The following is a 21,334-nucleotide window of genomic DNA, read 5'->3' as shown; positions in this document are numbered from 1 at the left end:
AAGATTTTGTCAATTACTTTTTTACTATTTATTAAGGATGTGGCAATAAAAATGCAGCATGTGTATGATGTGACAATTATTGGCGGAGGCCCAGCTGGCTTATATAGTGCCTTTTATAGTGGTTTACGTGGTTTAAAAACAAAATTACTAGAAAGCCAATCACAGCTTGGCGGAAAAGTACTACTTTATCCCGAAAAGCTGATATGGGATATTGGGGGGCATCCTCCCGTGTTAGGCGAACAATTTGTCAAACAATTAATCGAGCAAGCCAAAACATTCGATCCTACTATTTTGACAGATACAAAAGTCGATTTGATTGAACGTCACGATGATATTTTTGTGATACATACAGCAACTGGTGAAAAACATTATTCTAAAACGGTGCTGCTCGCTGTTGGTGGTGGCATTATTAATCCTCAAAAGCTAACACTTGAAGGCGCTGAAAAATATGAAATGTCAAATTTACATTACACTGTGCAATCGTATAAACGTTTTGTCGATAAGGATATCATGATCTCAGGTGGTGGCAATGCAGCCATTGATTGGGCTGTTGAGTTAAGTCCGATTGCCAAAAGCGTGACGGTGGTTTACCGCAAAGAGAATTTATCCGCTCATGAAGCCACTGTACAGGAAGCACTGGATGCAGGTGTGCGTATTGAGTGTAATACATCGATTACAAAGCTTTCCGCGAATGCTGATAAAACCGCTATTCAATTAGTGACATGCGAAAATACGATAACGAAGCAAAGCTATACTCGTCAAATCGATGAGGTAATCGTCAGTCACGGCTATAATCGTGAGGCATCTCTTGCATTTGATGAGGCCATTGCCCTTCCAAAAAAGGATGATTATTATTTTGAAGGAAAAGCAACAGGCGAAACGGCACAGCCTGGTATTTTTGCAGCAGGTGATATTTTATCGTTTGATGGAAAAATCAATTTGCTACTTGGAACATTCCAGGATGCAGCCAATGCGGTCAACTCCATTAAAACGTATTTAGAACCGACCGCCTATCGTCATGGCATGGTGTCCTCACATAATGAACTATTTAAAGAGAAAAATCGCTCTATTATCGAAAAGCAATTGGCCCCAGCCCATTAAACCCAAATATGAACCCTCTTAAGATCATTTTCTTAAGAGGGTCTTAGTGTTACAGTCAATTGAAAGGTAGAAATGGATTTCCGTTGCAGGCTACTTGCTTTCCTGTGGGCGAGCGCCGAATCGCTTCCTCCGCTACCGCTCCGCTTAGAGTTTTGCCTGTCTCGCTATCCCACGGGAGTCAAGCAGCCTTCCACTCCAACCCACAAAAGTGTTACCTTTTTAGCAAAGGTTTTCAAATAAAGGGAAGTTATTCACTACTCTTTATGAAGGGGTGTTGTCACTACACAATGAAAATAAGAGCCTATCTAATTATACAAATCATGGGCTATTTTGATCGCTACGGTTAGTATGTAAGATAAGGAAAAGACACTTTTGCACATGGTTGATTGGAGTGGAGCCAGCGTAACTCCTAGGGGATTTAGCGTCACAGAGGAGACCCTGGAGCGAACGTAAGTGAGTGAAGCGGCTCCTCGGACGCCCCCTGGAAAGGACGTTGGCGGAACGGAAATCACCCCTTCACCTTGCCAAGTTGCTTTTTCTGCCGTTGACATCCTCTTTTTTCAACAACATGACCCTCTTAAGATCATTTTCTTAAGAGGGTTTCTAGTTTTTATCTAAATAAACTTAGTAACGATCCCATCTGCCTCAACATATTAACTCCATTTGTAATCGTCCCAGCATGCCCCATAATCGTATTTAAATGATCTGGTAAATTTCCTAGTCTAGGGCCTTGTTGTTGTTGATTGGGAGAATAGTAAGGTTGCACCATTCTACCTCGAAAAGGTGGGCCAAAATATTGCCTATTGTTTGGCGGATATGGGCCCCTTCTAGCATTCGGCTGAAAATATGGCATTTATACACCCCCTATCTGAAAGCTTCTCACTAGTATATGTGCAAATATTAATAGCGAATTAGACTTTTGAAGAAGAGGTTAAAAATAATGAGGGAACCATACTAGTTTCCCTGTCATACTATAAGAAAAAAAGAAGGTGGTACTATTCAAGGCTCTCATTATCTTACCTTTTTAGCTAAATTCGGGGTTGGAGGCGCACATCCAGGGGGCATCAATCTATCAAAGGCGGTCTTGCAAGCAGAGAATATCGAGCAAAACGCACATATTTTAGATGTAGGATGTGGTACAGGACAAACGGCCGCTTATTTAGCATCTTCCTATCAAGCAAACGTCACAGGTCTCGATATTCAGCCTATCATGATAGAAAAGGCTCGTCAGCGCATGCAGAAAGCGCGTCTACCTGTCAGTCTTCTGCAAGGCTCTATCGAACAAACCTCGTTAGCGAACGAGTCATTTGACTTGATTCTAGCTGAGTCGGTTCTGGCCTTTGTTAATCTACAGCTGGCTTTGCAGGAAATTTATCGTTTATTGAAAAAAGGTGGCCGCTTCATTGCCATTGAATTCACCATTCCCAAAACACTTCGCACTGAACTTACAGCGGACATCCAACAATTTTACGGCTTTCAGTCTCTCCTCACAAAAAAGGATTGGGTAAGACTACTACAACAGGCTGGTTTTCATGATATCCATATACAAAAAAACAAATCCATCTCATCCAAGCCTGAATTTCAAGTTTCCACAGATATGGAATCCGAGTTCTATGAAATGATGGATCAGCACATCGCCATGAATGAAAAATACGAAAAGATTTTAGACTATCGCATCTATACCTGTACAAAATAATGAGCCAGCATCCAAAGCGTTGCTGGTTTTTTGTGCTGTCACAGCATATTTTATGACACCTGTCATCAAGATCTTTTGACTGGTGTGAATAGGTTTTCTTTTGAGATTTTCTTATCCTTAAGGTAAGAAAACAAAGAAAGAGTGATCGAACTTATGCAAACGCAACAAAGACTTCCTTTTATCGATATGTTAAGAGGCTTTGCCGTTTTAGGAACGCTCGGCACAAATATTTGGATTTTTGCCTATTTAGGAGATTTATCGTATATCACAACAAGTAACTATTCTGGTTGGTGGTCCTTCCATGATTTTTTACGAATGGTCGTATTATTTTTCGTTAATGGTAAGCTGCTTGGACTGTTAACGATTATGTTTGGGGTAGGCTTACAATTAAAATATCAGCAAGCCTTACGTAGAGGCACAGCTTGGCCTGGCGTGTATCTGTGGACTATCGTCTTTTTAGGGTTGGAGGGGCTGCTGCATTACACGCTTGTGATGGAATATGATATTTTAATGAGCTATGCCGTCACAGCATTCATCGTTGCTTTTATTGTGCGTTTGGGAGACAAGGTCATGACAGGCGCCTTCTATCTTTTTGGGGGCTTTCACGTTCTATTGATTCTGCTTATTTTTATCAGTACCTTACAAGGAGCTGGAGTTTCCTTAAATGGTATGGCGTCCGTTGCCACGCTCTATGAACATGGCACATGGCTTGCGCAGGTACAGCATCGTCTAACAAACTTTTTATTTTATCGCTCAGAAGCTATTTTTATTATCCCAATGAATGTCTTTTTATTTTTACTTGGCGTGAAGTTCATGCGTAATGAGGTATTTTCACCAACAGACAAAGGACGCCTTGCTCGACAAAAGCTATTTAAGATTGGTGTATTCATTGGCATTCCTATCAATCTGCTTATTTTTATTCCTGGTGGGCTTTTTGATTTACCTGTTCGCTATCTATGTGCCCCTATTCTATCTATTGGCTATATTGGAATTTTAGGTAAACTGGTAGAATATAAGAGGCTAGATTGGCTTTGGCAGCGCTTTGCCTATGTCGGCAAAATGTCTTTAAGCTGCTATGTCCTCCAAAACGTGCTTGCGTCGATCATTTTTTATGGCTGGGGGCTTGGCTTAGGCGGGCAAGTCAATAGCTTCACCGTCATTGGTATTTGGCTATCTCTATCAATCTTGCAGCTAGTTATAGCGTTCGCTTGGTTACAGCCATTTCAAATGGGTCCGATGGAATGGCTTCGTAAAAAAGCCCTTCAAGCAATGACACAGCAATCAGCAACAAAGGATGGTGCTAGTAATAAAAATATATCCAAGAGAACAAATTAAGCATTATTTAATCATTGATACAGCTTCTGTCATTTTCTTGATCACTATGGTTCTAGGGTCTCAATCCCTTCCCTTAACTATGAAAATAGCAGTGCTCCTTTTATACCTAATAGTCTTCTACATTGCTTTATGGCATCGAGATGGGAGGCTACTTGTTGCATCACTAGTAGCCTTTGTCCTTATCACCTTACTTGGCATTTTAGTCGATCCTTTTATGCTTATTTTTGGCTTTACCTTTGCCGATTTACTAGGACGGGCAAAATCAAAAAGGCATATTGCCTGTGGAATCGTAGCCATCGCTGTCATGTTTTTGACGGTCATGTACATAACAACAGATTCCCTTTTACAAAAGGAGTCACAGGTGCTAGTACCGATTATGATGTTTCAGCTGGTGCTCCCGATTCTCATTTATTTTGTGGAAAAGTCGAAAAATCTGCAAGCCGAACTGGCTGACGTGAATACACAGCTTGTTCAGCAAGAGGAACGACAGCGAATTGCTAGAGACCTTCACGATACAATTGGCCATACACTCACAATGATTAAAGTGAAAACCGAACTAACGACAAAACTAATCGACCGAGATCCCTCAAGCGTAAAGCCTGAACTACATGATATATTAGCCACTACCCGTACAGCTTTAAAACAGGTACGGGAGCTTGTGTCTGAGATGAATTTTATTTCGTTGCAAACGGAGCTTGTCCATTGCCAGCAGCTTTTACAAAGTGCGAATATTACGACAACCCTGGCCAATCAATGTCCTCAAATCGTACTTTCTAGTGTGGAGGAAACGATGCTCGCTTTATGTGTACGAGAAGCCACTACGAATATTCTCAAGCATAGTCAGGCAAAAAAATGCCATATCACCATCTATTGTCATACTGGACAATATACCCTTGTGATGAAGGACGATGGTATCGGTTTACAGTCACAAGGACGCGGGAATGGCATCCACTCCATAAAAGAAAGAATGCATATGCTGCAAGGCTATGCCATGATTGACAGTGACACACCAACAGGCACAAGCGTCACACTTACTTTACCAATTCAAGATGGAAAGGAGCCTCTAACATGATACGTGTATTACTAGCAGAGGACCAGCAAATGTTACGTGGTGCCTTGACTTCGCTCTTAGCATTTGAACCTGATATTGAGGTCATAGCCGAGGTGGCAGATGGTCAACAAGCATGGGAATTTATCCAGCAGGAACCACCAGATATTTGCCTCGTCGATATCGAAATGCCCCATCTGTCAGGGCTAGAGCTTGCTGAAAAAATACAACAGGCCAACCTCCCTTGCAAGGTGATGATGGTAACAACCTTTGCACGCCCAGGCTATTTACAGAAGGCAATCGATTGCGAGGTTCACGGCTATCTATTGAAAGACGAACCAATTGATTATTTAATCGCTACTATCCGAAAAATCATGCAGGGAGAAAAGGTGGTCAGCAAGGATTTAGCTGCTTCCTTATTTATGAAGGAGCAAAACCCTTTAAATGAACGAGAAATTGCGGTACTTCAGCTAGTCAAAGAAGGCTTGACTACAAACGAAATCAGTAAGCAATTATATTTAACAAAGGGCACAATTCGCAATTATTTATCAACCTCTATCCAAAAGCTACAAGTGGAATCCAGACAGCAAGCCGCTCAGGTAGCAAGTGAAAAAGGCTGGCTTTAAAAAAATCTCGCCACAGCCGTGACGAGATTTTTACGAGGTTAGACATTATTTCACGGAAACGATTATTTTCCTTGTAGCACTACATTTGTCGCTGTAGCCCAGTTGTTTAATGGGATAACGGTATAGCTGACATTTGCCTTCAACGTGCCACCGTTCGCTAGATCAAAAATGCCCACAGCACCTTTACGTGATGAATAACGATATTGCGCTTGCAATGTGCTTCCATCATTTCCTTTTAGCTCTACACTTCGGCCAGCAAGTAAATCAGATGGTGGATCGTTTCTTAATTGTAATTCAAAGGATTTTTCATCTATTGCTTTCGCTGATTGCAGGGCGAATGGCGCGATTTCATTCGCTACAAAGCTCTTTCCATCTATCTCCGCCCATTGTGCGTACACACGGTAAGTCACACCTGATTTTAAAATTTTGCCAGCAGGAAGTCTAAATTGAGGAGCTTGTCTGCCATCAGCTGCTTGTGTAAATGGTACATAATTAGCGACAAACTCTTCTCCCTCACTTGTTTTCACTGTCACATAGCGATCACGTAATGAAGAAATAACATCAAAGCGTTTTCCGCTAGCATCTCGATTATGACCATCTAAGCTAAATGCTAAATCTCCACGACCCGCGCGATAGGCTTCAATAATGTTAGCATAATCTACTACGCCATCTTCTTGGAATGATTCCAACGTGAATGTATCGTTTGTGACTTGCTCCACATGGTGTACATACACCTTTTCATCCGTGCCCTCAAAAACTTGATTGCGTTGCTCTTTATAGCTCAAAGTATAAATAAAATCATCTTCTTGGAATGTTGTCGGTACAATATATGTACTCTTAGAACCTGTCATTAAGCGTGGCACATTGACAATCGCTAAATCTCCATTAAAAGTAAAATGTTTTTTAATGGCATCTAAATTATTTAGGTCTACATCAGCAGCTGCTAATGGCTGATTAAATGTAATTTGTAGTGTCATCGTATTTAATGGCTTGATGTTTGTTATTTTAGCTACTTGCTCATTTTCCGCTGCTGCTACCGCTTTATTGCTTGCTGCATCCACATTTAATGGCTCGCCTACGGTTACTAGACCTGCTGATAATACCGATAAAGCTAATGCTGCTGGGACAATACGTTTTCTTAATTTCATTTGTTGAACTCTCCTTTATGGTGTTATTTGGTTTACAAAATTTATCATAAGGTCCATATCTAAACTGCCAATAAATAAATGATTAAAAAAGAATTAAAAAATAGGAAAAATAATTTAAGAACAAAAAAAACTGTAGAGAGCCGTCTCTACAGTTTGGGTTATGTCGCGCCTGCTGCAAGGAGGATTTGTTCGATCTCTTTAAATCCTCGCTGTTTTGCATGTTGCAGTGGTGTCACCTTATTTTGATCGGGAATATTCACATCAGCACCATGTTCAATCAGCAGTTGTACCACGGTTTGCTGTGTTGCATTGCCGTTATTTAAGACAATTGCCTCCATCAGGGCTGTCCAGCCTAAATGATTCACATGATTGACGTCCATGTCAGTATTGCTCAATAGCTCCTCGATGACCTCCACATGACCATGCTCTGCTGCTGGTATGAGTGCTGTTCCCCCATATCGATTTAAAATAGTCGGATCGGCACCAGCTTGAATGGTCATTTTTAAAATAGCCAAATAGCCTTCCGCCCCTGCATAGAGAAACGGCGTATTTTGCTGATTATCCTGAATATTAACATCTGCTCCTGCATCTATTAATAATTTCGCTGCCTCTATATCCTGATTATAGGTAGCAACCATTAAGGCTGTTCGGTTATTTGAATCCTGAGCATCGATATTCACGTTTTGACTTAAAACATGTTGAAGCCCATCGATATCTCCCTTTTCAGCTGCCTTCAGCAACGCACTCGACCAATCTGTTTCCACCGCTTCACTATGCTGGATCGTTTCTGTATCATGTAAGGCACACCCTTGAAGTAAAAATGTTAATGCGATGATAACTGCCTGCCTCTTCTTCAATTTTCATACACCGCCTTTCTTTTCCTCAGTGTAAGTGGTAATGCTAAATTGCCCATTAATGCATTCTTAAAAAAGTCTAAAAAAATCTCGCCACAGCCGTGACGAGGTAGTTTGTACTTAAACATTGAAGCGGTAGCCTGCACCCCATACTGTTTCCAAAAACTTGGGCTGTGCTGGATCTCGTTCAATTTTTTCACGCAGCTTTCGGATATGAACGGTGACAGTCGAAACATCTGCAGCGGATTCATAGCCCCAGTTTCGCTCATAGAGTTGCTCTTTACTTAAAACTTGATTGGGGTGTTTGACAAAAAAGACGAGTAAATCAAATTCCTTAGTTGTAAAGGCAATTTCATCCCCATTGACAAACACCTTTCTAGCCGAAGTATCGATTGTAATGCCATGAATGGACATCATATGATTCGTTTGCTGATTGGTCGCCAGTCGCTCATATCTTGATAAATGGGCCTTGACCCTTGCCACTAATTCACTCGGACTAAATGGTTTCGTAATATAATCATCCGCTCCTAGTCCAAGACCGCGAATTTTATCAATATCCTCTTTTTTAGCTGAAACAAATAAAATGGGAATATTGTGTACGGCTCGAATTTGTTTACAAATTTCAAAGCCACTCATCCCAGGCAGCATAATATCCAAAATGATTAAATCATAATTGCCTTCAAGTGCCTGCTTTAGTCCATCCTCTCCATGATGTTGGATAGCTACTGTAAAACCATTAATCTCTAAATAATCTCGTTGAAGCTCTGCTATGCTCACTTCATCTTCAATTAGCAGAATTTTTTTCATGATGATTCACCTTCTCCTCATCCTTTTTCAATGAAATGATTATGCTCGTCCCCTTCGTTAATTCGCTCTTTGCCCAAATATCGCCGCCCATTTCAACAACGATTTGTTTTGCAATGGCTAACCCTAAGCCACTGCCACCTGTTTGCGAATTACGTGAAAGCTCCGCACGGTAAAAACGATCAAAAATATAGGGTAATGCGGCAGGATCAATGCCTGCACCATTATCTGTTACCTGAATAATTGCATCCTCTGCTCGCTCATGCAATGAAATAATAATTTGCTTATATGGCTTATCCATATATTTTTCGCTATTGCTTAAAAGGTTCGTCAAGACACGTCTTAATTTATCTCGGTCCGCCATCGCAAAAAGCGGCGAGCCTGCTGAGATATATTGTAAATGAATGTCTCGTGCAATAAAATCAAAGCTCGCATCCTCTACATAATCATGCATATATTGCTGGAGATTGACGCTTTCCATTTGGAATGGAATCTTTTTTAAATCCAATTTAGAAAATAAGAATAGCTCATCAATTAATACATCCATATCCTTTGCTTTTGTATAAATAGTTGTTAAATATTTATCCATTTTTTCCTCTGTATTCGCTACACCATCTTTTATGCCCTCCACATAGCCGATAATAGAAGTCATTGGCGTTTTTAAATCATGGGAGATATTGGAGATGAGCTCTTTCCGATTTTCCTCATATTGGAGCTGAAGCTGGATTGATTCTTTTAATTTGACTCTCATTTCCTCGAATGACCGATTCAGCTGTCCAATTTCATCATTTGAGTGGGACGCAATCTCAAAATTCAAGTCGCCCGATTTAATGCGTTCTGCCCCTTTTTTTAATGCTGAGATCGGTTTAATAATACTTCTTGAGACTAAATAATTTAAAAAACCAATAATCATCATAAATAAGACAAATAAAATACCTAAAAGAATTGGTAACAGTTCTCGCGTTACCTCTGCATGGGAACTAACCTCTCTCAAAACGAAAATACTTCCCTCTGTTTGATTGGGGAAATAAAAATCAAATTTGACATACGTATAAAAGGCCTGATTTATCATAATCGTGTCACGAGAATTAATATTGGTCGCTTCAAAACCAGGTAAACTTTGAAGCAATAATTGTTTATGCTCTTTCTGCGTTGAATAAACAATTTGATGATCTTTTCGTACCACAATCTCAATCGAAGGCGCATTGATTTTTTCTAGCTGTTCGAGATCTAAAAGCTGCTGGGGATTATTTTTAGCTAGCCATTTTAAATCTAGAAAGGCATTTTCCTCAACCGTCGTCAAAGGTTTTTGGACATAGGATTTTTTATAAAAATGCTCAATTGCTTTGACATCGCCCGTAATGGCAAAGGAAAAAAGAAATACGGCTGCTAGTAAAAGCGTGATGGCAATGATAATGACACCCACATACGATAGCAAAAACCTTGTTTTAATTGACATCTACATTCCCCCAATAAGCTGAAACTACTAGCAATGTACCATACAAATCTTAAAACTTTATAAAATCATGCTGAAAAATCTATAAACAATTTATAGTATTGCGCTCATGCTAGTGAAATAAACAAAAAAAGATACGGCACAATCCTGCTATGCCGTATCTCTATGCTTTATTTAGTTTCTTCTGCTCTTAACTTCTTCTTTGTTTGCCAGCCTAAAATGAGGAGTTCAATCAACACCACAGCGATTAATGAAGCACCAAATAGTGGCATTACAATCCCTAAAATCACAAGGAAAATGATGAATGGCATGGACATTTTATGAGAAATTTGCGGTGGTGCAGACAGCTCCCCTTTTTTTCTACGTAAAATCCAAGTGCGAATTCCCCACATAATTACAGCTAAAAAGGCTAGACAAACCACTAAATTTAATAGCTTATTCGGCCAGCCGAATAAATGCCCCTCATGTAATGGGATGCCCCATGTAAAGAATTTGGCTAACATGCCATAATCGTCATAATTCACTTGATCGATAAACTTCCCACTATACTGATCAAAATACATTGTGGCTTCGGCTGTAGGCTTCACATCCAGCCCTGTTACACCAGAATTACTAGCCTTCGCCACTGTATAGACGCCCTCACCGTTTGACGGATAAATAATCGAATATGGCTTAGCGATATTCATGGCATTGATTTCTTCTTCAAGTTGAGCAATCGTCATTTGACTGTCGTTCGTATAACGGACAGCGCCACCACCATGATGCTGTGCATGTTCTCCTTCTGATGTGGGTGCCTCTAATTGACGAGTGGCCCATGGCATTTCAGAGACATCAGATGTTGGTGGCTTTTGTTGAAGTAATGGATAGCCAAAAGTAGGATTTTCTGAAGCTATATCTGCTAGCATCGAACCTTGAAAAGCAGACCATAATAGCCCTGTAGAAATAAACATCACCATTGGAATCGTAATGATTGTCCCAACAAGTGCATGCAATCTCTTACTTTTTTGTCTCTTATTCTCCGACTTGCCCTTCTTTAAGAGATTTCCTTTGAATGTCATATAAAGCCCTGACAGTAATAAAAAGATCGTCCAACATGCCGCCAGTTCTACTAAATAGTTCACAAAGGTACCACCAATAAAGAGGGAGCTATGCGTATTTCTCATAATATTTGAAAATGTATAATCGGCATCCTGACTACCAACCATTTGATTGTGGTCATCTAAAAATACGTACTTTTGTTTAGTGCCATTTGATAAAGTTAAACGCGTATTATAAGGCTCCTCCAACATAATCACTTTTGTAGTAGAGTATCCAGCAAATGCCGCCTCCGCTTTTTCCACGGCCTCATCAATTGTTAAGACCTCTTCCTTATGGCTCTCACCAAAGAAATAATCGTCATATAATCGGTTTTCTACATCTGTAAAAAACAAATAACCAATCCCACTTAATGTGAGAGACAGCAATAAAGGCGTAATAAAAAGTGCTGCGAAAAAATGCAGTCGCCAAAACCTTGAATAAAGCAAATTTTTCATATTTGATCTCCAATCTCTCTATTTATAGCAGATTAATTATATAAATAAAAAGTGAAATATGAATGAAGTCCTAAAGGCAGTTTTATGACAAACAAATGTATTCCAATTGGTATTGTTATTAATGTAGCCAAAAAAATCATAGCCAAACCTGCAAGTTCGGCTATGATTTCGGTAAATTACAAACTCATATTGACAAGAATTTTACATTGGCTACGGTCTTTCGTTAATGCCTCGAAGCCTTTTTCCACGATATCTTCTAAAGCAATTTGGCTTGTGATGACAGCTTGTCCATCAATCACACCACGAGCAAGTAATCGAATCACTTCTGGGAAAATATTCACATAGGCGAACGAGCCACTAATTTTCACTTCTGGTGAAACCACCGCATTTGGGTTAAATTCTACAGGTCTTTCCCAAACACTGACGATTTTAAATTCGCCGCCTGGATGAACAGCACTAACACCGCTTGTAAATGTTGCTTGCACACCTGCTGCATCATACGCAACATCTACTCCACCAGATGTTTTTTCACGAATAAACGCTACTGCATCTGTATCGATTGGATTAATGACATAGGTCGCGCCTAATTCAAGTGCTTTTTGGCGTCGTTCATCCGAAACCTCTACGACAAAGATTTCGCTTGCCCCCGCAGCTTTCACAGCCTGCAAGACTAATAATCCAATAGGACCTGCGCCAAAAATGGCCGCTGTATCACCAAGCTTTAATTGACTTTGACGAACTGCATGAACCGCTACTGCTGTCGGTTCAACAAGTGCGCCTAGCTCTAAGCTCATATTCTCAGGAAGAAGATGAATGTTTTCCTCTTGCACGACTGCATATTCAGCAAATCCTCCAGAAATCGTATAGCCATAAGATTGACCACGCTTACATAAGTTGGAATAGCCACGTCGACAATTATCACATTTACCACATGGGATTGGTGGCTCCACTGCCACACGATCACCTACTTTTGTCTGTGTAACGCCTTCTGCAACCTCTACAACGACACCTGCAAATTCATGACCTAAAACAGGTTGTGTACGGAATGCATAAGCACCACCTACATATTCATGTAAATCACTACCACAAATTCCAGCAAAGGCAACTTTCACTTTCACCATGCCTGGTGCTAGTACTGGCAGTTGTGCCTCCTCTACTCGAATATCTTTTATTCCGTAAAATTTTGCTGCTTTCATCTTATTACCTTCTTTTTATAATTTTGTTTGAAGACCATGTAACACGAAATTGACTGCAAGCTCCGCAATCTGTTCAGGCGTTGCTTGTAAGGAAGAACGATTTAAAAACGGATTGTTCAAGGAATACATTAAGGTCCCCATAATAAAGTTCAACGCAACATCAAGTGACTCGAAGTGAATGGTCTGCTGCTCCTGACAAGCCAATAAAATTGTCCGAAGCTGCTCCCAGGAAGGTAAAAACACATCCTTGAGCATCTCAAGCCTTGGACTATTCATAACAATTTCTTGCTGTAAAATATCAATTAATTCATGCTCATGGATTCGGTAAAGAACAAAGTTTCGACAAAAGCTACGAAGCGCACCGATTGAATCTTCAACATCATAATGAGCATTCATAAAGGTGTGGCGTAGCGGTTCAAATAATGCATTAAAGACATTTTCCTTGCCACCAAAGTGATAGGAAACAAGTGCAAGTGACACATCTGCTTCTTCACAAATTTGTCTCACAGTTGTGCCATCAAAGCCCCTTGATGAAAACAAGGCTTTTGCCGCTTGTAAAATTTGATCCTTTACCTCTTTATTTTTTTCTTTTTGATCGATCGTAATCACCTCTTTTTTGAACAAACGTTCAAAACAATTGTTCAACGAAATTGTACGCCTCCTATAAATAATTGTCAAAGCATGTGCTTATTAAAAAAGGCTACTTCGTTTTTCGAAGTAGCCAAACATATTCTATCCTATTAATTCTTTCAAAACATTGGCATACGCTGCTAAAATAGATGGCTCATGTGTAGCATCATGCCCAACATATTGTTCGACAAGCTCCTTTAAAGGTCTAGGCTCTTGCATAATTTCAAATTTGAATAAGCTTTCATAGTACTCAACAACTTGTGGATTCATGTGGACCGCTCCTTTAATTTTTTACATAAAAAAACATCTTTCCCTCATCAGAAAGATGTCTACTATGACAAATACACGACATAATACGATGGCTGCCAACTCGAAAGAAGCTTTCTATTAAACATAGAAGCTACCTTTTTAGCAATCATCGTACTATGAGCATGCAGGAGAAATTCTCTAGTCACACTCAACACCCCCTATCCGCGTAGGTTTTTTGGCTGTACTAGATAAAGGCAGGTCTCCTGGCTCATGTTCATCACACCTTTCACCTTCCCATTACGACTCGTAACAGTGGCCTTTTGAAATGTGCTCCCATTTACAGTTGCGGGACAGCGTCGGATTCACACCGATCTTCCCTTTTAAACAAATTAAAAAATCTAATTTGTACCTCTATCCTATTATTCCGTTTTTATTATTATACCATAGTATTAAATCGAAACAGCATAGAAATGTCGCGCTTTCCTTCACTTTTGAGGTTGTATCCACTAGTTTTGGCGTGCTATCCTTCACTTTTGAGGTTCTAACCACTAGTTTAGGAGTACTATCCTCTACTTTTGAGATTCTATCCACTAGTTTTGGAGTGCTATCCTCTACTTTTGGAGTTCTATCCACCTGTTTAAACTCTATCCTTCTCTTTGATGATTCTATCCTCCAGTTTTGGAGTGCTATCCTCTACTTTCGGAGTTCTATCCACCTGTTTAAACGCTATCCTTCTCTTTGATGATTCTATCCACCACTTTTGGAGCCCTATCCTCTACTTTGAGAGCCCTATCCTCCAATTAGAAGATTCTATCCACCTGTTTACCAGCTTTCCTCCTCTTCGATTTCAAATATTTAGAAAATACTCTATAATTAAGGAAAAAAAGGGGGCGTTATGAGATGATTATGAGTTTACATCATGTGCAAATTACGATTCCGAAAGGCTGTGAGGAGCAGGGGAAGGATTTTTATTGCTGTGTCTTAGGTCTTCAGGAAGTGGAGAAACCTGACTCACTTAAAGGTCGTGGGGGATTTTGGTTACAGCTTGGTCAGCAGGAGGTACATGTCGGGACAGAGGATGGCTTCGATCGTTTGACAACAAAGGCGCATATTGCGTATCAAGTAGCGGATATTCAGTATTGGAGGAAGAAGCTCGCAGAACATCAAATCGAGATACTCGATTCTGTGCCCATTCCTCATTACGAGCGCTTTGAATTCCGTGATCCCTTTGGCAATCGCGTAGAAATGATACAGGAAATCGTGTAAGCTGCCTCGTTTTGGGGCAGTTTTTTTCATGGGATTGTTCCATATTACATCTTACTGAAACATTTGTAATAAAACTGTAAATTCCCTTGATAAAGCCTTTTATAGCAAGTGTTGAAGCCCTCCCTTCCGTTACCCTGGTAACATTTACCGCCCAGAAGCCCTACATTTTCATGCTACGATTATTTCCATGGCAAAGGTATACAGGAGAAATCCTACTAGATGCTTTAGGAGGTTATACACAACATGAATAAACGATTTTTATCTACAACACTTGCATTAACAATTGGATTTAGTTCATTTGGAATGGTGCAAACAGCTATCCAGCCGATACAAGTAGAGGCTGCGACAACCAATGCCCAGAACAACGCACAGGCGGTAGCTGCAAAAGCAGACCAATTAATTCAGACTGGTAAAAGCTTAATGGGGCAAGCAACATACAGCAATTCGGTTTACAAGCCTACATACCCATACAAATTTTCTTGTGCTTCATTTTTAATGTACATCTTCGAGAAAAACGGGGTAGACCTTGGTACGTATAATGAAAATTATATGATTCAGCAAGGGACCTATGTAGCGAGAAACCAATTACAAAAAGGCGATTTAGTGTTCTTTAAAAGTAAAAAAACAGGGACTGATCCCGATCATGTCGGTATGTATATCGGAGACAATAAAATCATCCACATGGCGGATACCAAACAAAATATTGTTATCTCTGATTTAAATAGTAAGCCGTATTATACGGAAAACTATGTATCTGCACGTAGAGTATTACCTACCCTATTATCCGCCAATCCAGCTACAAAAGGCGATAAAATTGTAGAGAATGCCCTCACATACAAAAACAAAGTAACGATTAGCTCAACAACAAATGAGGCTAGTCTACGCTTTACAGCTCCAACTTTTGTTGATTTCATCTATCGTAAAAGTGGTGTGACACTCGGCTCAACTTCATTAAACGATTTAATGAGTCAAGGATCTACTGTGGCACGTGCTAACTTGAAGAAAGGTGATCTAGTTTTCTTTAATAGTGTCAAAGGCTCTAAAACACCTTCACTTGTCGGAATTTATGCAGGTGATCACCGTATCATTATCCCTAATTCAGATGGTGTGATGACAAGAGTGTTATTTGTAGATTATTATACTGAACATTATATTACAGCGAAGCGCGTTTTCTCTGATAGCACCTCTACACCCAGTGTAAGTGCACCTTCAGCAAGTACATCTGCCGATAAAATTATTGCCACTGCTTCGGGCTTAACAAGCAAAGCAAAATTCGGCTATACGTACAATGAGAGTGCACTGACTTTTACAAGTGCGGGTTTTACTTATTATGTCTTTAAAAAGCATGGTATTGATTTAAAAGATAAACTAGCAAGTAAACAGGCTTTAGTAGGGACACGTATTCAAAAATCACAGCTTCAAAAAGGGGATCTACTGTTCTTCTCTACGAATAATGGTGGACAAGAAATTACACAAACGGGTATTTATATAGGGAATAACCAATATATTAGTATGACAACTAATAATATTGTGAAACAAAACATTTCTTCGACTTGGGCACAAAAGAATTTTGTAACCGCTCGACGTGTTTTAAAATAAATTAGGATGGAGGCTGGGACATAACTAGCTTCAATTAGTGAGAAATCCAAATTTGAATTCATTCAAATTTGGATTTCTCTATTTTTTATGTTGTCTCCCTACCTAATGGCTGTGAATTTTCTTAAATTCACAGCCATTAATGCCAGACCTATTTCATTTTTAACCTTCGATTTTCCTCGAACAGAAAATCGAGTGAAACGCAAATTAGCTTTCAAGAATCCAAAAACTGGTTCCACGTCAATTTTGCGTTGACGATAAATGGTACTCGTTTTTTCTTCTGAAAGCTTTGTTCTTACATATTCTTTTTGCTGTTCCCACTTCTCATTCACTATTAACTTACGATTATTTCCTTCTTTTGCTTTTGTACATAATGAACGAAATGGGCATTCGGAACAGTCTTCACATTCGTATATCTTAAACTCGCGCGTGAAATCATATTGATCCGTTTTCGTGGTACGATATTTAAATACAAGCTGTTGTTGGTTTGGGCATGTGTATTGATCATTTTCTTCATCATAATCCCAGTATGCTGTATTGAATTCGTTTTGTTTATACTTTTGCTTTTGTTCTTTTAAATACAAGTTATACGTAATTAAGGCTTCTCGTTTACGATTCGAAAGGATATCATCATAATTTTGTTCGCTTCCATATCCAGCATCTGCGACAATGTGTTTTGGTAGTTCAAAATAATGTTGTTCGATTTCATCTAAAAACGGGATTAAGGTACGTGTATCTGTTGGGTTCGAATAGATACTGTAGGCAAGCACATATTGACCTTCTGTTGCGACTTGGATGTTATAACCTGCTTTCAATTGACCATTTTTCATATAGTCATCCTTCATTCGCATAAATGTGGCATCTGAGTCCGTCTTGGAATAACTATTTCGCATGCCAAAGATTTCAAAGTCTTTTTGATATTTTAGTTTACGTACAATATAGTCGATTAATTGTTTGCGTGCTTGCTTTGGGAATTTCCGTTCGGCTCTTAAAGCTTTTCGCGCAGCTACATCCGATGAATCCTCTATTTTTTGATCATACGCGGAAATCACTTCGTCTACTTTTTCTACCATCTGGGCGAGCTCTTCTACTGCTAATTCTTCTACATTTTCTCGTTCAATTTCTGGTATGATTTCTTTCTCGAGTAGCTCATCGTATAACTGGTTTGATTTTTCAATTAATCCGTTATGATATTTCTCGATGGATTTTTTCCACACGAAAGTAAATTTGTTCGCATTGGCTTCGATCTTTGTTCCATCAATAAAAATAGCTTCCTGATCAATTAATTCTTCTTGGACCAACTGGCAACGGAATTGGACGAAACATTGGCGGATCAACTCTTTCATTTCTGGTTGAACACGAAAACGGTTGATCGTGCGGTAGCTTGGTTCATACCCTTGAGCTAGCCACATCATCCGAAGACTATCTTTTAATAGGGCTTCAATTTTACGCCCTGAGAAGACAGATTGTGTATAAGCACATAAGATAATTTTAAGCATCATGCGTGGATGGTAGGCGGGACAGCCTTCATTTCGAAGGAATGGTTCAAACGCTTCAGGCGAGATACTTTCAACTAAATGGTGGACATGGAAGGCAATATCATTTTTTTGTAATGTTACTTCTAAATCTAAAGGCAAAACTAATTGATTCATGTTATAATTTTTAAACATAAGGATCCTTCTTTCTGTATAATTTTGTTGTGGTGACTTAATTTTATCAGAAGTGATCCTTATTTTTTTATGAAAAAATTTATAGCCTGTGAAATTTTACTGATCGTAAAATTTCACAGGCTTTTTAATTTAGAGGTGGGTTTTGTCCCAGCCTCTTTTTCTATGCGTTTTTCAGTTTATTGGCAAATTCAATCATGGATCTACTAGACATTGGTCCTTTTATTAAGACAATCGTGTCTGCATCAAGCTTTGGTTTCAATAACTCTAAAACGCCTACTACCTCTTTAAACGTATGAACCTCTGCGCTGGTTCCATCCTTTTGTGCTTGATCGGCAATTTTCTCTGCCCTTTTGCCGATGGTAATTAAGGTATCGATCATTCTTAGTGCTACCATGGAGCCGATTTCGCGATGATATTTTTCTTCAAAATTGCCTAATCGCTTAATATCCCCTAAAACAAGAATGACTTTTTTGTCTTTTCCTACCGTATCTAACACTTTTAAGGCTGCCTCTACAGATGTCGGGTTATTTGTCCACGTATCATCAATAATCGTACTGTCACCAAGTCCTGTCGTAAATTCTAAATGTCTTGCCATCTGTTTAAACGTTCTTAGCCCTGCTATTGCCTGACGAATGGTCAGACCCATTTCATGACTAGCTGCGATGGCGGCTAAAGCATTATAGACCTGATGCTCGCCATAGCCAGGGACAAATACATTGTACGTTTCATCCGCTACCTCTAAAACAAACTTCATACCCGTATTGGCAAACTCCACTTTCGAAGCCTTGTAATCAGCTGTATCCTGTAAACCAAACTTGATAATCTTCCCTTTAAATCTTTTCAAGGAGATTTTTTTGGTATTGGCATCATCAGCATTGATGATTAATGTGCCATCTTCTTTAATACCTTCCACAATTTCTGACTTGGCCTTAATATAACCTTCCAGATTGAGACAGCCATCTAGATGATGCACACCAATATTTGTAATAATCCCGATAGTCGGTTGATAGATCATACATTGATGTTTAATATTCCCCGTATTCCCTAAGCCTAATTCAAAGATAGCAGCTTGTGTTTTATCATCAATGCCCGTCAAATAAGGTAGTGATTGCCTTGGCTCGTTTTTACTGCTGACAGATGCTTGCACTTGCCAATGCTTACTAGCAATATGTTTTAACATCTCTTTTGTCGTTGTTTTACCACAAGTTCCTGTTAAAGCCACAACGGGAATTTGAAAGAGTCCACGATAATACTCGATAAATGTCCAGTAGGCCTGTGCAACACTTTTTACTTGTAAAACGGTTGTATTCGCTAGTGCATTTTTTAACTCTGTAGACGGTTTATCGGATATGATGAGAGACGGACCTTTCCGATCAATCTCTTGCCAATTGATTTGATCGTTTCGACTAACAAACATAAGTGAATGACTTTTTGTTAAATCATGCCGATTATAGTAGATTGCCTGCTTAACAGACCATTGATCTGATCCGTGAATGAGCTTTCCCTGTAGGACATTCCTAAGTTTTTGCACACTAATAGATTGCAAGTGTACTACGCCTCCTCTCTTTATCAATCTTGTAGATGACTTATTTTTTCTCTTGATCTAGCGTGCTGCCTTTTGATCAATTACTATACCTTATTAGCAAGCTCTTCTATATGGCACAGTCAATATCCTATATGGAAAGAAGCTAATTTGCAGGTGGTGGAGGTTTTAACTTTAGCTCCGTTGCTAGTGTAGAAACCTGTTTGCTATACATATCTCCCTTAATGAGAATGATGGTATTTTCATCGACAATCTTCTGCAATAACGGATAGACGAGCGTACTATTTTTAAATGTATAAACAGGTGCGCTAAATCCTAGCTTTACTGCATGATCAGCCATTATCCTTGCATGCTCCCCAATGGTAATCAGGACATCCACGCCAATACGTTGGATTAATTCACCCGCTTGTTCGTGAATAATATAGCCCCACGAACCTAAATCGGTAATCGTACCAATAACAGCAATCTTCTTCTTGCCGTCACCTAGCTCATTCAACACTTTTAAGGCTGCCTCTAAGGAAGTGGTTGTAATACTCCATGTATCATCCAATAACATGGAATGATTAATGCCCTCAAAGAGTTGCAGTTGTTTTTTCAATTGACGGAATGATTGGAGCTGTTTTGCTGCGACTGGAATAGGCATCCCCATATCGTAAACTGCGGCAATGGCAGCAAGGGCATTATAAACCTGATGCTCTCCAAATCCTGGCACATGAATATCATAGCTTTTTCTGTTATGATGCAGGACAAATTTCATTCCCTTTTGATAATAGTGGATATGGCTCGCTCGAAAATCACAGGAATCATGCATTCCCACCTTAATCAAACGCCCACGAAATCTCGAAACATCTATTTTTTTCGTATTCACATCTTCAGCATTGATTATTAATGTACCTTTTGGATGAATGATATCTAGCATTTCTCCCTTTGCTTGAATATAGCCTTCTAATGTTTTGCAATAATTTAAATGATGGGCTCCGATATTCGTAATAATACCGATTGTCGGTTTGAAATATTTCCCCGCATTCGTGACATCTCCTGGTGAGCCAACTGCTGTTTCAAAAACGGCAGCCTCTGTTTCTTCCTCTATACCTAATAAATATTGCAAGGAAGCGGTTCTAGAATTACTGCTAAGTGTCGTCGCAGTCACTTTCCGATCAGCCGAAAGAATATGTTTAATCATCTCTTTTGTCGTTGTTTTACCTGATGTACCTGTGATGGCGACAATCGGAATATGAAACTGGCTGCGATAAAAATGAACAAATTTCCAGTAGGCCTCTTCTGCATTCCCTACCTGTATCATAATGACATGGTTGGGAATGTCAGTTGGTCGATAGGCTCTATCGGTCACTAGCACCAGAGGAGAAAGTGGCTCTAGACTTTTCCAATTGACAATACGTTTACTTGTAAAAAGGGCCGTATTGGACTTTTTCACTTGTTTTAATCGATAAGCCCCATGCTGAATCAGTGTATCCTCTGACCCGTGCACTAGATAGCCTGCCGTAATCATTGCTAAATTTTTCACCGAAAGAGGCTTCATATCTTTTCTCCCTCCTTTCTTTTCTAGTATATGTAACCTCTTAA

20 protein-coding genes and 1 riboswitch are annotated in these 21,334 nt (G+C 39.5%); of the genes, 7 read left to right on the top strand and 13 right to left on the bottom strand.

Going from position 1 to position 21,334, the window contains the following annotated elements; all coding sequences use genetic code 11:
* Positions 1–51 precede the first annotated feature (51 nt).
* Positions 52–1,101 carry an NAD(P)/FAD-dependent oxidoreductase gene (locus MHB40_RS09330; protein ID WP_342443249.1) on the top strand — a complete coding sequence of 350 codons (1,050 nt, stop codon included), beginning with the start codon at positions 52–54 and terminating at the stop codon, positions 1,099–1,101.
* 610 nt (positions 1,102–1,711) lie between these two features.
* Here the strand turns inward: MHB40_RS09330 and MHB40_RS09325 are convergent.
* Positions 1,712–1,954, bottom strand: coding sequence for a hypothetical protein (locus tag MHB40_RS09325; RefSeq protein WP_205442760.1), 243 nt, complete (start codon positions 1,952–1,954; stop codon positions 1,712–1,714).
* A gap of 210 nt (positions 1,955–2,164) precedes the next feature.
* Between MHB40_RS09325 and MHB40_RS09320 the strand changes: the two genes are divergently transcribed.
* From MHB40_RS09320 to MHB40_RS09305, 4 genes are all read left to right on the top strand, one after another.
* Positions 2,165–2,797 carry a methyltransferase domain-containing protein gene (locus tag MHB40_RS09320; RefSeq protein WP_342534761.1) on the top strand — a complete coding sequence of 211 codons (633 nt, stop codon included), beginning with the start codon at positions 2,165–2,167 and terminating at the stop codon, positions 2,795–2,797.
* Between the two features lie 153 nt (positions 2,798–2,950).
* Positions 2,951–4,132 (top strand): DUF418 domain-containing protein, encoded by a 1,182-nt coding sequence (locus tag MHB40_RS09315; protein ID WP_342534384.1) that lies wholly within the window; start codon positions 2,951–2,953, stop codon positions 4,130–4,132.
* A complete protein-coding gene (locus MHB40_RS09310; protein WP_342534383.1) occupies positions 4,092–5,204 on the top strand; it encodes a sensor histidine kinase in 1,113 nt (370 codons plus the stop codon). Before MHB40_RS09315 ends, MHB40_RS09310 begins: the two co-directional genes overlap by 41 nt.
* Positions 5,201–5,806 (top strand): response regulator transcription factor, encoded by a 606-nt coding sequence (locus tag MHB40_RS09305; RefSeq protein WP_342534382.1) that lies wholly within the window; start codon positions 5,201–5,203, stop codon positions 5,804–5,806. Before MHB40_RS09310 ends, MHB40_RS09305 begins: the two co-directional genes overlap by 4 nt.
* Before the next feature lie 62 nt (positions 5,807–5,868).
* Here the strand turns inward: MHB40_RS09305 and MHB40_RS09300 are convergent, their stop codons facing one another.
* The 9 genes from MHB40_RS09300 to MHB40_RS09260 all read right to left on the bottom strand — a co-directional run bounded on the left by MHB40_RS09300 (position 5,869) and on the right by MHB40_RS09260 (position 13,881).
* Entirely contained in the window at positions 5,869–6,954 is a 1,086-nt protein-coding gene (locus MHB40_RS09300; RefSeq protein WP_342534381.1) for a hypothetical protein, read from the bottom strand.
* A 158-nt stretch (positions 6,955–7,112) separates the two neighbouring features.
* Positions 7,113–7,811, bottom strand: a complete 699-nt coding sequence (locus MHB40_RS09295; RefSeq protein WP_342534380.1) for an ankyrin repeat domain-containing protein — start codon at positions 7,809–7,811, stop codon at positions 7,113–7,115.
* Positions 7,812–7,928: 117 nt separating this feature from the next.
* Positions 7,929–8,615, bottom strand: coding sequence for a response regulator transcription factor (locus MHB40_RS09290; RefSeq protein ID WP_205442750.1), 687 nt, complete (start codon positions 8,613–8,615; stop codon positions 7,929–7,931).
* Positions 8,593–10,071, bottom strand: a complete 1,479-nt coding sequence (locus tag MHB40_RS09285) for a HAMP domain-containing sensor histidine kinase (RefSeq protein WP_342534379.1) — start codon at positions 10,069–10,071, stop codon at positions 8,593–8,595. The genes MHB40_RS09290 and MHB40_RS09285 overlap by 23 nt, the downstream gene beginning before the upstream one ends.
* A gap of 167 nt (positions 10,072–10,238) precedes the next feature.
* The gene (locus MHB40_RS09280) at positions 10,239–11,600 is read right to left on the bottom strand and encodes a PepSY domain-containing protein (RefSeq protein ID WP_342443242.1); all 1,362 of its coding nucleotides are present in this window, start codon (positions 11,598–11,600) and stop codon (positions 10,239–10,241) included.
* 176 nt (positions 11,601–11,776) lie between these two features.
* The gene (locus tag MHB40_RS09275; protein WP_342534378.1) at positions 11,777–12,796 is read right to left on the bottom strand and encodes a 2,3-butanediol dehydrogenase; all 1,020 of its coding nucleotides are present in this window, start codon (positions 12,794–12,796) and stop codon (positions 11,777–11,779) included.
* A gap of 15 nt (positions 12,797–12,811) precedes the next feature.
* Positions 12,812–13,441 carry a TetR/AcrR family transcriptional regulator gene (locus tag MHB40_RS09270; RefSeq protein ID WP_342534377.1) on the bottom strand — a complete coding sequence of 210 codons (630 nt, stop codon included), beginning with the start codon at positions 13,439–13,441 and terminating at the stop codon, positions 12,812–12,814.
* An 87-nt stretch (positions 13,442–13,528) separates the two neighbouring features.
* Complete coding sequence (locus tag MHB40_RS09265; RefSeq protein ID WP_205442745.1) at positions 13,529–13,696, bottom strand: hypothetical protein; 168 nt, start codon at positions 13,694–13,696, stop codon at positions 13,529–13,531.
* Between the two features lie 62 nt (positions 13,697–13,758).
* Positions 13,759–13,881 carry a hypothetical protein gene (locus MHB40_RS09260; RefSeq protein ID WP_279381284.1) on the bottom strand — a complete coding sequence of 41 codons (123 nt, stop codon included), beginning with the start codon at positions 13,879–13,881 and terminating at the stop codon, positions 13,759–13,761.
* Between the two features lie 29 nt (positions 13,882–13,910).
* Positions 13,911–14,103, bottom strand: a riboswitch (cobalamin riboswitch).
* Positions 14,104–14,575: 472 nt separating this feature from the next.
* Here MHB40_RS09260 and MHB40_RS09255 point away from each other — a divergent pair.
* Positions 14,576–14,941 carry a VOC family protein gene (locus tag MHB40_RS09255; protein WP_342534376.1) on the top strand — a complete coding sequence of 122 codons (366 nt, stop codon included), beginning with the start codon at positions 14,576–14,578 and terminating at the stop codon, positions 14,939–14,941.
* A gap of 243 nt (positions 14,942–15,184) precedes the next feature.
* Positions 15,185–16,540 (top strand): NlpC/P60 family protein, encoded by a 1,356-nt coding sequence (locus tag MHB40_RS09250; protein WP_205442740.1) that lies wholly within the window; start codon positions 15,185–15,187, stop codon positions 16,538–16,540.
* A gap of 98 nt (positions 16,541–16,638) precedes the next feature.
* On the opposite strand, the gene MHB40_RS09245 is transcribed toward MHB40_RS09250, so the two are convergent.
* The 3 genes from MHB40_RS09245 to murF (MHB40_RS09235) all read right to left on the bottom strand — a co-directional run bounded on the left by MHB40_RS09245 (position 16,639) and on the right by murF (MHB40_RS09235) (position 21,290).
* The gene (locus MHB40_RS09245) at positions 16,639–18,207 is read right to left on the bottom strand and encodes an IS1182 family transposase (RefSeq protein ID WP_342534375.1); all 1,569 of its coding nucleotides are present in this window, start codon (positions 18,205–18,207) and stop codon (positions 16,639–16,641) included.
* Positions 18,208–18,367: 160 nt separating this feature from the next.
* Positions 18,368–19,753: a UDP-N-acetylmuramoyl-tripeptide--D-alanyl-D-alanine ligase gene (murF, locus tag MHB40_RS09240; protein WP_342534374.1), complete on the bottom strand. Its 1,386-nt coding sequence runs from the start codon at positions 19,751–19,753 to the stop codon at positions 18,368–18,370.
* A 142-nt stretch (positions 19,754–19,895) separates the two neighbouring features.
* Complete coding sequence (gene murF / locus MHB40_RS09235) at positions 19,896–21,290, bottom strand: UDP-N-acetylmuramoyl-tripeptide--D-alanyl-D-alanine ligase (RefSeq protein WP_342534373.1); 1,395 nt, start codon at positions 21,288–21,290, stop codon at positions 19,896–19,898.
* Positions 21,291–21,334: the final 44 nt, after the last annotated feature.

Origin of the sequence: Lysinibacillus sp. FSL K6-0057 (genome assembly GCF_038630885.1) — a bacterium.
GTDB classification, from domain to species: Bacteria; Bacillota; Bacilli; order Bacillales_A; family Planococcaceae; genus Lysinibacillus; species Lysinibacillus fusiformis_F.
Note: the sequence above shows the minus strand (reverse complement) of the source record. Positions and strands in the feature narration are given on the sequence as shown.